At 60.3% G+C, this 12,168-nt stretch carries 13 protein-coding genes; 2 read left to right on the top strand and 11 right to left on the bottom strand.

What is annotated here, in order from left to right:
* Positions 1–8: 8 nt before the first annotated feature.
* Genes AC1DJO_RS04770 through AC1DJO_RS04745 form a run of 6 tightly spaced genes read right to left on the bottom strand, consistent with a single transcriptional unit; the run spans position 9 to position 5,830 of the window.
* Positions 9–485 (bottom strand): GNAT family N-acetyltransferase, encoded by a 477-nt coding sequence (locus AC1DJO_RS04770; protein WP_112388766.1) that lies wholly within the window; start codon positions 483–485, stop codon positions 9–11.
* 12 nt (positions 486–497) lie between these two features.
* Positions 498–1,430 (bottom strand): ABC transporter ATP-binding protein, encoded by a 933-nt coding sequence (locus AC1DJO_RS04765; RefSeq protein ID WP_112388767.1) that lies wholly within the window; start codon positions 1,428–1,430, stop codon positions 498–500.
* Positions 1,427–2,242: an ABC transporter ATP-binding protein gene (locus AC1DJO_RS04760; protein WP_112388768.1), complete on the bottom strand. Its 816-nt coding sequence runs from the start codon at positions 2,240–2,242 to the stop codon at positions 1,427–1,429. Before AC1DJO_RS04760 ends, AC1DJO_RS04765 begins: the two co-directional genes overlap by 4 nt.
* Complete coding sequence (locus AC1DJO_RS04755) at positions 2,239–3,141, bottom strand: ABC transporter permease (protein WP_112388769.1); 903 nt, start codon at positions 3,139–3,141, stop codon at positions 2,239–2,241. Before AC1DJO_RS04755 ends, AC1DJO_RS04760 begins: the two co-directional genes overlap by 4 nt.
* On the bottom strand, positions 3,141–4,121 hold the full coding sequence (locus AC1DJO_RS04750; RefSeq protein ID WP_112388770.1) for an ABC transporter permease: 981 nt from the start codon (positions 4,119–4,121) through the stop codon (positions 3,141–3,143). Before AC1DJO_RS04750 ends, AC1DJO_RS04755 begins: the two co-directional genes overlap by 1 nt.
* Before the next feature lie 20 nt (positions 4,122–4,141).
* Positions 4,142–5,830 carry an ABC transporter substrate-binding protein gene (locus AC1DJO_RS04745; protein WP_112388771.1) on the bottom strand — a complete coding sequence of 563 codons (1,689 nt, stop codon included), beginning with the start codon at positions 5,828–5,830 and terminating at the stop codon, positions 4,142–4,144.
* On the opposite strand from AC1DJO_RS04745, the gene AC1DJO_RS04740 reads away from it, so the two are divergent.
* Positions 5,829–5,981 (top strand): hypothetical protein, encoded by a 153-nt coding sequence (locus AC1DJO_RS04740; RefSeq protein ID WP_477969489.1) that lies wholly within the window; start codon positions 5,829–5,831, stop codon positions 5,979–5,981. The genes AC1DJO_RS04745 and AC1DJO_RS04740 overlap by 2 nt on opposite strands.
* A gap of 218 nt (positions 5,982–6,199) precedes the next feature.
* Positions 6,200–7,030, top strand: coding sequence for an inositol monophosphatase family protein (locus tag AC1DJO_RS04735; RefSeq protein WP_477969487.1), 831 nt, complete (start codon positions 6,200–6,202; stop codon positions 7,028–7,030).
* Here AC1DJO_RS04735 and AC1DJO_RS04730 read toward each other — a convergent pair.
* From AC1DJO_RS04730 to AC1DJO_RS04710, 5 genes are read right to left on the bottom strand one after another with little or no spacing between them, the layout of a single operon-like run.
* Entirely contained in the window at positions 7,027–7,875 is an 849-nt protein-coding gene (locus tag AC1DJO_RS04730; protein ID WP_477969485.1) for a glycerophosphodiester phosphodiesterase, read from the bottom strand. The two genes, AC1DJO_RS04735 and AC1DJO_RS04730, sit on opposite strands and share 4 nt — an antisense overlap.
* Complete coding sequence (locus AC1DJO_RS04725; protein WP_477969483.1) at positions 7,868–8,944, bottom strand: ABC transporter ATP-binding protein; 1,077 nt, start codon at positions 8,942–8,944, stop codon at positions 7,868–7,870. The genes AC1DJO_RS04730 and AC1DJO_RS04725 overlap by 8 nt, the downstream gene beginning before the upstream one ends.
* 33 nt (positions 8,945–8,977) lie before the next feature.
* A complete protein-coding gene (locus AC1DJO_RS04720) occupies positions 8,978–9,808 on the bottom strand; it encodes an ABC transporter permease (RefSeq protein ID WP_477969481.1) in 831 nt (276 codons plus the stop codon).
* Complete coding sequence (locus AC1DJO_RS04715; protein ID WP_477969479.1) at positions 9,805–10,695, bottom strand: ABC transporter permease; 891 nt, start codon at positions 10,693–10,695, stop codon at positions 9,805–9,807. The genes AC1DJO_RS04720 and AC1DJO_RS04715 overlap by 4 nt, the downstream gene beginning before the upstream one ends.
* On the bottom strand, positions 10,695–11,840 hold the full coding sequence (locus AC1DJO_RS04710) for an extracellular solute-binding protein (protein WP_477969477.1): 1,146 nt from the start codon (positions 11,838–11,840) through the stop codon (positions 10,695–10,697). Before AC1DJO_RS04710 ends, AC1DJO_RS04715 begins: the two co-directional genes overlap by 1 nt.
* Positions 11,841–12,168: the final 328 nt, after the last annotated feature.

Raw genomic sequence — 12,168 nt, 5'->3', positions numbered from 1 at the left:
CTTTGGGTTCAGTGGTCAGTTTTGAGCATGCCGGCATAAATGCCGGGCTCGGAATTCGGGATCGGCGTTGCCGCAACGGCCTTCTCGTAAAACGCGGACGGCCCGACGTCGCCGATGATCGCATAGGCATATCCCAGCGACTTAAGGTCGGTCAGGCTGGCAAACAGGAGAGCACGGCCGATTCCAAGACCGCGCGCATTTTCATCAACGCCGGTTGGGCCGAAAAAGCCGCGGGCCGTGGCCTCGTGGCAGGCAAAGCCGATCAGCGCGCCGTCGCGCGTCGCGATAAAGCAGGTGGGCGGCTGGCGGGTCATGGCGACTGTTGCTTCGCTGGCCCAGCCCGCTCCAAATTTGTCCTCGATCCAGCCTGTGATCAGCTTGAGCTCGGGCGGCAAGGCGCGCCTGATTGTCACCTTGGCCTCCGTCATGGCGGTTTGTGACGTGTTGTCGGCAGGCAAGGCCGACAGGTTGACGAGATAATCCATTCTAGTTTGGCCTTACTGAGCTGTGTTGCCGGGCATTCGGACAAAGTGGTTCGCGCCCACCTGATCGATCGCTGCCGACGCTGGGCGGCTGAGGCTGCGGACCTTTTCCGCCTGTTCAAGAAAGCGCGCACTTCCGCCGGTCACGAACGGCCTGCCGCCATCGGGCACGGCAGAAAGCAGCAGCCGGGTGTAGGGATGATGCGGCTGGCCAAGCACAGCTGCCGTATCGCCCCATTCAACCATCTGCCCCGCAAACATCACGACGATTTCCTCGGCAACGCTGGCCGCGGTGGCGATATCATGGGTGATGTAAAGCAGGGCCAGATCATTTTGCTTTTTGACGCGCGCCAGGAGGTCGAGAATGTCCTTGCGAATAGAGACATCGAGCATCGACGTCGGTTCATCGGCAACGAGCACGCTCGGTTGAACGGCAAGCGCCCGGGCGATGTTGACGCGCTGGCGCTGACCGCCCGAAAGCTCGTGCGGAAACTTCCGGCGCGAGACTGCCGGGTCGAGCCCGACGCTTTCAAGCAGTGCCCCGATACGCTCGTCCAGCACCTGCTTTGAAAGACCGTGCTGGTGAAGTTCGAGCGGCCGCGACAGATGATGGTTCACGCTGAAGGCGGGATTCAGGGAGGAAAACGGATCCTGAAACACCATCTGGACATCCTTGCGGTAGCGCCGCTCCTCCTTCGGGGTACCGCGAAGCGTCAGATCCTGCCCCCGAAAGAGCAGCTTGCCGCCAGAGGGTCTGTCCAGGCGGGCGATGATCCGCGCGCAGGTGGTCTTGCCGCATCCGGATTCGCCGACAAGCGCCAGAGCCCGTCCCGGATAGAGGGAGAAACTGATGTCCCTCAAAGCCTGGATCGGGCCGAAATGCCTGTTGATGCTTTCAAGCCGGATATGCGGCAAAGCTGCGGTGGATATGCTCGGCTCGGCTCTCATGCTGTAACTCCGGAAGACAGGTCATGGACGGGAAGCTGCGGGATCGCGTTCCATAGCTTGCGCGTGTATTCGTGCTTCGGCGCCGTGCTGACCTGATGGACATCGCCGACCTCGACCAGCTCGCCTTTCAGCATCACTCCGATGCGCTGACACAGCTGCGCCATCAAATGCAGGTCGTGCGTGATGAACAGCACCGAGAAACCATGAGTTCTCTGCAGATCGACGACCTGCTCGAGGATCTCGCGCTGGACGACGACATCGAGCGCTGTCGTCGGCTCATCCATAATGATCAGTTCGGGCTGGAGGGCCAGACATATGGCGATGACGATGCGCTGACGCATGCCGCCTGAAAACTGATGCGGATAGTCGGCAATGCGATGGGGCGGTATGCCCACCAGCCGGAACATCTCCTCGCCGCGTGCCCTCGACTGGTCGCGCGAACATCCGGTATGCCTGAAGAGCACGTCATGAAACTGCGCTTCGACCCGCATCAGGGGGTTAAGCGAGTTCATCGCACTCTGGAACACCATACCGACGCGCTTCCAGCGGATCTTCTGGAGCTCGCGCTCGCTCAGGCGCAACAGATCTTCTCCACCCAGCCTGATGCTGCCGCTTGTGATCCACGCAGGCGCCTTGGAGAGCCGGGTGATCGCATAGGCAATCGTGCTCTTGCCGCACCCGGACTCGCCAGCAAGCCCAAAGATCTCTCCCTTGCCGATGTTGAAAGAGACGTCGTTGACGGCGCGGAACTCGCCTTTGTCGACCAGATAGTCGATGTTGAGATGCTCGATTTCCAGCAGATTGTCGCTCATCGGCGTGCCTCCAGTTCGCGATTGCGGGCACGATTGAGGCGGAACCACCGAGCAAGGGCGGGGCCTGAGCGCAGTTGCGGATTCGCGATCTCATCGAATGTGAAGTTGAGAAGCGCCAGTCCGAGACCGGTCAGCGCAATCCCGGCCGCCGGAACGCCGACGTCCCACCACGCACCCACCATGATCGCCGACGCGTTCTGCGCGTTGTAGAGCATCGTGCCCCAGGAGACCTTCAGGGGATCGCCGAAACCCAGATATTCCAGCGTCGTCTGTGCGACGACAGCATAGATGATGCTCCCGACCAGATTGATACCGATGAGGGGCGCCAGATTGGGCAGGATCTCGACGAAGATGATCCGCCATGCCGGCTCGCCGATCATTTTCGACGCTGTCACGAAATCACGGTTTCTGATCGACATGGTCTGCGACCGCGTCATTCTTGCACCCCATGGCCACGATGTCAGAGCGATGATCATCATGATCGTCATCGGACCGACCGTTCCCGCGAATGAGGCAAGCAGGATCAGCAACGGCATGTTCGGGACGACGAGAACGGCATTGGTTGCAAGATCGAGGGCGGCGTCGGTTTTTCCGCCGGCATATCCGGCAACAAGACCGATACCGGTGCCGATGACGGTGATCGCGATGCCGGTGGCAAACCCGACCGAAAGCGAGCTTCGCGCACCCCAGACAAACTGGCGATAGACATCGCGCCCCATCTTCGTGGTGCCAAGAACGTGTTCCATCGACGGGGGCTGATGGGAGCGGCCGACACGCGCGCCGGGTTCGCCCGGCGCAATAAGCGGAGCAAGCAGCGCGATCGCCCAGATGGCCGCGACGATAATCAATCCGGCAACGGCCTTGCGCTGGCGAAGGATGGCCCCAAGGGTGAAGCTCATTAGTTTGCCTCCCGCAGTCGTGGGTCGATCGATCCATAGAGAATGTCGACGAGAAAATTGGCGCCGAGAGTGGCAAGCGTCATCAGGAGCAGCTGGCCCTGAATGACCGGATAGTCACGCGCGATACTCGCGGTGTAGAGGGTCAATCCGAGCCCCGGGTAGTTGAAGACGATCTCAGTGACGATCGATCCACCGAAGACCGCGCCGATCATCAGTGCCAGATTGGTAAGAACGGGAAGCATCGCGTTGCGGGCGCCGTATCCGAACATCACGGCACGGTGGCTGAGGCCCTTGGCACGCCCCATCGTGACGTAGTCTTCGCCAAGCACCGAGATCATCGCCGAACGCATCGTCGTCTGAAATTCACCGATGAGAAACGGCGACAGCGTCAGTACCGGCAGAATGGCGTGAACGAGCACGCTGCCTGCAAAGGTGAAGTCGAAACCCGGATCCAGGTTCGGATCATAGGCATAGCCAACCGGAAACCAGCGAAGCGAAACACCAAAGATGAAAAGCGTGGTCAATGCGATGATGACGGGAGGGACGGAGATCATCACGACCGAAAGGGGCGAGACGATCGTGTCAAACCGGCCGCCGCGCCGCCATGCGGCGACAGCGCCGAGAACCACCCCCACACATAGCGAAAAGAGAATGGCGGTGACGACCAGAAAGATTGTCCAGATGGTGGCTCTGCCCAAAACCTGAACAACCGTTTGCGGATAGTATTTGACCGACACGCCAAGATCCAGCGTGGCCAACCCCTTCAGATAGTCGGCGAACTGGCTCATCATCGGGGCATCGACCGCGCCAAAGCGAGCCTTGATCGCTGCCACGGCTGCCGGCGTGGCGCGTGGCCCCAGCTGGGCCACCATGGCGTCGACGGGGCTCCCCGGCATAAGCCGGGGAAGGATGAAGTTCATCAACACGGCGAACGCCAGAGCGACCGCATAGACGCCGAGGCGCCGGCTCGAAATGCGCATATCCTCTATCCCTGGCCGGCTTATTGAACCGGCTTGAGACGCAGGAGATGCATCAGACGCATCCGGTTGTTGTCATGATCTTCCGGGTTCATGACCGGATCCTTGTCCGTCACCCAGCCGGTAAAGCGCTTGCTGGAGAACTGATACCAGGTGGGACCGTTGAACACAGGTACGACCGGGAAGTCATCGGCGACCAGAAGCTGGATGTCGTTGAAAATCTTCTTGTGGTCATCATCGGTCGTGGCCTTCAGATACTGACTGAAGAGCGCGTCCAGCTTCGGATTCGAATAGCGGGAAGGCGCGCCGGTGATGCGTCCGGCATAGGCTGTCGAGAGGCTTTGATAGTAGCCGCGGAACGGCGTCGCCCCGTCGGCACGCGAGTTCATGACCACCTCGAAACTTCCGTCAAGGATCTGCTTGCGCCACTGCTCGTATTCGGGCGTGGCGACGGACGCATTGATGCCGATGGCGCGAAGTCCCTCGACGGCGATCTGGACCGCGTCAATCCAATCGGTCCAGCCGTTTGGAACGATGACCGGAAACGCGATCGCCTTGCCTGTTGGCGTCGTCCGGAAGCCATCGGCGCCCTTCTTGAAGCCCGCGTCATCAAGGACCTTGTTGGCCTTCTCCGTGTCGAAGCCCATGAAGGCGTCCTTATCGCCTTCCGCGGCCTTGTTGCGCCAGCTTTCGAAGCGCGGCGGCAGGCCGCTGGCATGAAGGTTTACCACCGGATAGCCGAACCCGGCGATATCCACCATCGACGGCCGATCCATGGCGAGGCTGAATGCGTGACGGAAATTGATGTCCTTGTAAGCCTCGAGATTGCCCTCGTTGGCGCTCTTGAAGTTCATCTGGAAGGCGACCGTCTCGGCCGGCGGCTGCCAATAGCCGTTATGATCCGGATCGAGTGCTACGAAGGTTTTCTTGATTTCCGGAATGAACGATCCAATCCAGTCCATATTGCCTTCCGGCAGGATCGCCAGCATCTGATCGTTGCCGGAGATCTGCGGTAGCCGGATGCAATCCACATGAAGGGACGCCGCATCCCAGTAATTCGGATTGCGGCATTGCTCGTAAACCTGCGGCGTGAACCGGCGCAGCTCGGTGAGAGGCCCGGATCCGATCGGCTTTTCATTCTTGAATGCGACCGGGTCGGAAACATCCTTCCAGACATGCTCAGGAACGACGGCCAGATCTGCCAGCGACTCAGGGAAATCGGAGTTGACGTCCTTCAGATTGATGCGGACTTCGGTCGGTGATGGCGCCTCAACGGATGCGACAGTCTCGCCGACACCGACCGTATCGAGAGCCGCGTTCTTCAGCATCAGATCGATCGTATACTTGACATCAGACGAGGTCAGCGGCTGACCGTCCGACCATTTCAGCCCAGGACGCAGTTCATAGGTGATAGACTTGAGGTCATCTGAGAATTTGAAGCTCGTCGCCAGCCGCCATACCGGCTTGCCACCGTCCTCGGCGTTGAAAATGACAAGTGGCTCATAGATGAAATCCATCGTGCTCTGCCGGCGCCCGGCGAGGTCGAACGGATTGAAATTCTGCACCCAGCTGGTCTGCTCCTCAATGTGCATTGTCAGGACCGCCTCGGCGCTGAATGCACTCGAAGCGCCGAACAGGGCGATATAGGCAGCGGTCGTCGCCCAGCCCGCCTTCGCGATAAAATTGCGATACCCAATTCCAGTGATGTTCATGAAGGTTCCCTCTTTTTTATTTGAACTCAATCAAATTGATTTAATAATGGATATCGATCTTGGCGATGCCGGTCAATCTGTGAAAATCAGAAATTTGGGTTTGAAAATGCGCCCGCCGGAAAGCCTTCATTTCTTTCACGAAACGGCATAGAGGCGGAGGTGTGGGCTGCCCGGACGCYGGCGTCGTCTGCGCACAGAATGTGGATCGCGAAGGCAATTTCCGCGTCATTGCCGATCATCCATCAGAACCGAATAGTTCAAGGTCGCCAAGTTTCTTCACGGGCGACATGGCAGGCGTTTCGTCATAAAAGCGTAATGTGCCTTTGCGATGCCTCAGGTCTCCAAATGTGAATCACTTTCCAGGTTTCCATGACAATTCCCGACGTTGCCGACCGACTCCATCCCGCGGCATCGAGCCGTCTCAGGCTCTTGGCAGAAGCCGTTTTCAAGGCCGGCACGCTCGCCCGTTCCTCCCTGAAACGCCGCCGTGTCAACGAGATGCTGGCGAAGGCTCCCAGAGACTATCAGACGGAGATCGACGTCGCGGTTGAGCGGATCATTGTCGACGAGATGGTCAGGGCATTTCCGGATTACGCCATCCAGGGCGAAGAGGCCGTCGGCAATCGCGACGCCGGCCCGGATACGCCAGTGATCTACATCGATCCGATCGATGGCACGACGAATTATGCGTGGGGAATACCCCATTTCGGCATGACCATCTCGATTGCCGAACATGGCAAGGTCGTCGCCGGCGTCGTCTACGACGCGATGCTGGACGAGCTCTTCAGCGCCGATGCCGGACAGGGTGCCTATCTCAACGGCGAGAAGATCAGCTGCATCGACAATGGCGATATCGAGAATGTCCTGATCGGCGCCGGCCTTCCCGTTCCCGGCCAGGTCAAGGCGGTCAGGAAGGAAACCTATCTCTCGGCATTGCAGCGGCTGATGGATGAGACGGCCGGCGTGAGGCGGCTCGGCTCGGCGGCGCTCTCGATCGCCTATGTGGCCTGCGGCCGCCTCGATGGCTTCTTCGAGGATGGCCTGTCGCTGCACGACTACGGCGCCTCGGCATTGCTGGTCGAAGAGGCAGGCGGCAATGTCTCCGCCTTCTCCGGCGGCCCGGTGACGGCCAACGGCGACATCCTTGCGGCCAACGCAGCGGTACACTCCTGGCTGGTCGATGGCTTTCGCGAAGGCTAGTGACCGGAGGCGATCAGCGTCTCAAGGCCAACCGGGTCATCCGTGGTGATCTGGTCGGCCTTCAGCACCAACAGGCGGCGAACATCGGGCAGGATATCGGGGATGGCGCGATTGATCGTATAGGCGTCGATCGTCCGGCCTTCCTGATGAAATGCGCCGATCATGTCGAAACCCGCCGCATCGGCAAACAGCACCAGCTTGTGATGCAGATAGATCATCGTGGCCTTTGGCGAGGCCGCAAGCGCGCCAGCGACGAAGCCCGCGAAATCGCGGTTTTCCATCAGCCGCTCGATTGCGCCGTCATGGCATGGGTCGTAGCCGACAGGCATATCTGGGACAGCGCGCGACAGGCGCTCCACGGCCACGGCGTCACCGCCTGAGAGAATGACGGATTTCGCCACCGGCGCGATCGCCCTCGCAAAGGCAGCAACGTCGGCTTCGCTGATGCGGACAGAATATTCCTTCAGATCCAGTTGCAGGACCGCATCCGGATGGCAATCGATCTCCTCCAGCAGACGGCCGAGATCATCTATCAGCATGACCGGATTACCGGTCGGCTGGCCTTCGTGGTCGCGGAGATAGAGGCCGCGGAGATAGTCGGCCGAGGCATCGGCAACAACGCCCTCGCCTGTCGTTGCCGGATGCAGCACGTCGTCGTGCAGGACAGCAAAGCCATCACCCGCGAAACAGACGAGATCGATCTCGACGCTTGCACCGAGCGCCATGCCCTCGGCGATCCGCTGGCGTGTGAAGGAGATGTCACCGGCATATCGGTGGCCGCGATGCCATTTCAGCCAGGTGAGATGCCCATCAGCCTTGATTGCGACGCCCGTGGTATCAGACATGACCGAATACCTGCTTCTGTCCCTGATGGCCGGCTTGCGGCGATTGATAGACGAGGCCGTTATCGCGGAATGCGAAGTAGGCTGCAACCTTGGGCTCGACCAGACTGCCCTTCGCCCAGTTGGCATCTGGCGCGGTCATCGATTTCAGCCGGCTACCGTCGATGAGGTCGATATCGACAAGCTTATGGGTCCCGAAGTCGATGGTGCGGTGGACCGACGCTGCTTTCTTCTCTGAGAGCGAAAGCGAAAGCGCCTCGGGCCGGAAGGCGATCTCCACCTCACCATCGCCGACCGGTACGGCAAGCGGAAAGGCCGGGTGCTCGCTGACGCCGTTCTTGACAGCCGTGCGGACGAAATTCATCGAGCCGATGAAACCGGCGACGAAGGCTGTCTGCGGCTCGCGATAGATGACGTCTGGTGGCGCGATCTGCTCGGTGCCACCGTCGCGCATGACGACGATGCGGTCAGCCAGCGCCAGCGCCTCGTCCTGACCGTGGGTGACGAACAGTGTGGTGATGCCGAGACGCTGCTGGATATCCTTGACCTCTTCGCGCAGACGCTCGCGCAGATGCTGGTCGAGGCTGGCGAAGGGTTCGTCGAGCAACAGGATCTTCGGTTGCAGCACCAGCGAACGGGCCAGCGCGACACGCTGCTGCTGGCCACCGGAGAGCTGCGTGGTCTGGCGCTGGCCGTAGTTGGACAGGCCGACAAGCTCAAGGGCACCTTCGACGCGGTCGCGGATCTCCGCCTTCGGCAGATGCCGCAGCTTCAGGCCGAAGGCGATGTTGTTGAAGACATCCATATGCGTCCACAAGGCGTGGCTCTGGAACACCATGCCGGTGGGACGCTTTTCCGGCGGCAGGCCGGTCACGTCCTTGGCGTCGATTAGGATCGAACCGCCCGTCGGGCGCTCGAAGCCGCCGATCATGCGAAGCAGCGTCGACTTGCCGGAGCCGGAGGGGCCGAGAAGGCAGACCAGCTCGCCGTCTTCGACATCGAGCGAGAAATCGCGCACGGCGAAAGACGTGCCGAAGCTCTTCGAAACGCCGTTGATCGTCAAACGTGCCATTGGCAGCCTCTCTTCGGGCAGAACCCGATCATACTATGCACCGAAGCCCCGGGCGAATGCACCCGTGCCGATGACGCGGCGGGCAAACATCAAGGCAATGAAGGACGGCACCCAAAGCATCACCGAAAGCACAGCGCCGTACTGAACGACGATCTGGTTGTTGATGAAGGTGATCATCAGCACCGGCATAGTGCGGATTTCGGGGGCGCCGATCAGCCAGGCGCCTTCGGTTTCGTAGAAGGTGCCGACGAAGGTCAAAAGCAGGGCGGCGGCGATCGTCGGCCCCGCCTGCGGCAGGGTGATCGACCAGAACACCCGAAGCGGCGTGGCGCCCGCGTCCCGCGCCGCCTCTTCCATACGGCGATCGACATTCTGGAACGCCGCGACCGGAATCCAGATCATCAGCATCAGCGTGCCGACGAGCTGGATCAGCACGACACCCCAGAAGGTGCTGATCAGCCCCAACTGCAGGAAGATGCCGGCGATCGCCACCAGCAGGCCGAATTTCGGAAAGGCATGCGATGCGAGGAAGGACAGGAAGAGGATGTTGCGGCCCGGAAATTTCATCCGCGCAAAGGCATAGGCCGCCGGAAGGCAGATGATCGCCGAAAGGATGGTGACGGTTGCCGTCAGCCGCAGGCTCAGCGTCAGCGCATCCCAGACATCGGCACGCGACAGCGTCTGATGCCAGAAGCGCAGGCCGAACTGCTGCGGAATGACGGAGGGATAGCGCCAGACTTCGGTAAAGGCCCAGGTACCGACGACGACCAGCGGCAGCGCGATAAATAGCGTCAGAAGGACTGCGAAGCAGATCCCGGTCCAATCGATCCTGGCGCGTGAAGCGGTGTTCTCGACGGGTGTCATCGGCGGCCCTCCCGGTTCCTGGCGATCGAGCGAACGTAGAAGATCCCGAAGACCAGGCAGAAGGCGAAGGAGATAACCGCCTGCGTCAGTGCGTTCAGCGGATCGTTCATGTCGGAGAAGGTGCGCTGCATGAACGGCCCCATCATCTCGGGCGAAGCGGGACCGAGAACATAGGGCAGCGTGAAGGACGAGAAGATGCCGAGAACGGCGAAGGATGCGGTCACCAGCAGGGAGTTACCCATGCGCGGCATGATGATCGAGATGAAGACGCGCAAAGGCTTGGCGCCGACATCACGCGCGGCCTCGATCGAGCTTTTCGAGATGCTGCTGAGCCCAGCCGTCAACATCAGCACGGTCAGCGGCAGATTATCCCATACGAGGCCGATCACCGGCCCCCAGGGTGTCAGATATGGCGATGGCAGCTTCGGCAGACCGACGGCGTTGAGGAGGATATCGACGGTACCATTCGGGCCGATGGTGCGGATCAGCGCGTAGGAGAGAATGATCGACGGCACGAACATCGGGAAGATCGCAAGACCCTGCACATAGCCGGCAAGGCGGCCCTGGGAGAAGCGAAGATAAAGCGCAATCGGCAATCCGATGACGACAAGCAGCACGCCGCAGACGAAAGTCGTCCAAAGCGTTACCCAGAGATTGGCAAGGCTGTAGCTGTCGGTGAAGAAGAACTGATAGGAAGCCAGTGAGAACTGCGAAGTTCCGTCCACCTGGCGCACGAAGATCGTACCCATGACGGCCGAGATGATCGGATAGACGATAAGCCAGCCGAGCAGAAGAACCGGCAGGGCGACCAGAAGCAGCCCCGCCGAGGCACTCTTGGCCGGCGCGCCATCGCGCGCCGGCGAATTTACCGGTATCCGTCTGCGCATCAGGTACGGCTGATGTTCGGCGCTACATTGCGGTACCAACCGTCGTTGATGCTGGTTTCCCAATCGCCACTCGGGAAGGTCGGAATGGTCGTCGGGATGACGTCAGCATACTTCTTGCGGAGGTCGTCCGAAATGTGATCCCAGGATACGCCCGGGAAGCCGCCGATCTCAGTGATGATGGATTCCTGGATTTCCTTGCTGAGCAGGAACGAGGCGAGCTTGAGAGCGGCATCCTTATGGGCGCCGTTCGAGAAGACAGTCATGCGCGAGAAACCACCGCAGAGCGCGAGATCGCTTAGCTGGACGAGGCCGGTCGTCTCGGGCAGCACGCCCTGCGAGATTGCCTGCAGAATCTGATCCGACCAGACAGGCGTCATGGTGACGACGCCCTGTGCGAGCAGCTGGATCGACTGCGTGTTGCCGGCGGTGTAGGCGCCCTTTTCGTAGAGCGAGGGAGCGAGATCAGTGAGAAGCTTCCAAGCCGCAGTCAGCGTCTGGTTGGCGTAGTCGGCGGTGAAGTTGTCGACCGTGAACTTGCTGGGGTCGCGGCCATTGGCTTCATGAATGGCGCGGCGGACGAAGTTACCGCCAGAACCGCCCTTGTCGGGACGGTTGTAGATGAACTGGCCGGGGTTGGCCTTGATCCAGGCCGTCAGCTGTTCCCAGGTCTTCGGCGCGTTCTTCGGGTCGAGCTTGGTGGTGTCATAGGCCAGCAGAACCTGCGAGCCGCGATAGGGAAGCGAGTATTCGCTATCGACGCTCAGCGGGTTGACGTGGTCGAGGCCTTCGATGTTCTCAGCCGAGAACTTCACCCAGAGACCGGCGTCGATACCGCCTGCCGGAAGGCGCGGGTCGAAATGTTCGAAAATGTCGGCCTGCGGATCGGTCTTGGTCTTCAGCGCGGCCAGACCGCGATCGGCGATGGCGCGCAGACCAGTATTGTCGCCGGCGTCCGTGACCTTGATGGCCAGCTCCGGATGGGCCTTCGAAAACGCCGGAACGACGATGTTGCTCCAGAAATCGATAATGTTGGCGTCAGAGCCACTGTAGAGATCAATCGTCTCTCCAGCTGCAAACGCAAAGCGCGGCATCGCCAGAAGGCCCGCCACCGCCGACGAAGTGACTAGAAATTCGCGTCTGTTCATGACCTTCTCCTCTTCCTTGGGCCTCATTCCGAGAGGCCTTCGAAAGCCTAGCTATCCGTGGTGGATGACACCCCAATGACAAAAAACCCACTTTTTGCACGCCTGTGCATTTTTTGACCTGAGAGCGTCTGGCTCCCGGCTCAGTCACCGATAATATCGCGACACCACCATCAATGACCGGCAAACCAAGCGTCGCCGCGCTATCCCAATTCACCCACAAGATTTCATTCGTCCGGTTACATTGTTGTACGACAAATTATATGTCAGTATGTTATGGCGAGGTAACGCAGGAAGGCGCGAAGCCCCGCATCACATCAGACGATCGAGC

It is taken from the genome of Rhizobium sp. 05N430, from assembly GCF_056396985.1.
This window is presented reverse-complemented; position numbering and strand designations above follow the sequence as displayed.

Bases quoted from the DNA above. Each gene is read 5' to 3' on its own strand.
- AC1DJO_RS04715 (WP_477969479.1), bottom strand. From the start codon at position 10,695: ATGCGCAGACGGATACCGGTAAATTCGCCGGCGCGCGATGGCGCGCCG.
- AC1DJO_RS04755 (WP_112388769.1), bottom strand. From the start codon at position 3,141: ATGAGCTTCACCCTTGGGGCCATCCTTCGCCAGCGCAAGGCCGTTGCC.
- AC1DJO_RS04750 (WP_112388770.1), bottom strand. From the start codon at position 4,121: ATGCGCATTTCGAGCCGGCGCCTCGGCGTCTATGCGGTCGCTCTGGCG.
- AC1DJO_RS04725 (WP_477969483.1), bottom strand. From the start codon at position 8,944: ATGGCACGTTTGACGATCAACGGCGTTTCGAAGAGCTTCGGCACGTCT.
- AC1DJO_RS04730 (WP_477969485.1), bottom strand. From the start codon at position 7,875: ATGTCTGATACCACGGGCGTCGCAATCAAGGCTGATGGGCATCTCACC.
- AC1DJO_RS04735 (WP_477969487.1), top strand. From the start codon at position 6,200: ATGACAATTCCCGACGTTGCCGACCGACTCCATCCCGCGGCATCGAGC.
- AC1DJO_RS04760 (WP_112388768.1), bottom strand. From the start codon at position 2,242: ATGAGCGACAATCTGCTGGAAATCGAGCATCTCAACATCGACTATCTG.
- AC1DJO_RS04720 (WP_477969481.1), bottom strand. From the start codon at position 9,808: ATGACACCCGTCGAGAACACCGCTTCACGCGCCAGGATCGATTGGACC.
- AC1DJO_RS04745 (WP_112388771.1), bottom strand. From the start codon at position 5,830: ATGAACATCACTGGAATTGGGTATCGCAATTTTATCGCGAAGGCGGGC.
- AC1DJO_RS04740 (WP_477969489.1), top strand. From the start codon at position 5,829: ATGAAGGTTCCCTCTTTTTTATTTGAACTCAATCAAATTGATTTAATA.
- AC1DJO_RS04765 (WP_112388767.1), bottom strand. From the start codon at position 1,430: ATGAGAGCCGAGCCGAGCATATCCACCGCAGCTTTGCCGCATATCCGG.
- AC1DJO_RS04710 (WP_477969477.1), bottom strand. From the start codon at position 11,840: ATGAACAGACGCGAATTTCTAGTCACTTCGTCGGCGGTGGCGGGCCTT.
- AC1DJO_RS04770 (WP_112388766.1), bottom strand. From the start codon at position 485: ATGGATTATCTCGTCAACCTGTCGGCCTTGCCTGCCGACAACACGTCA.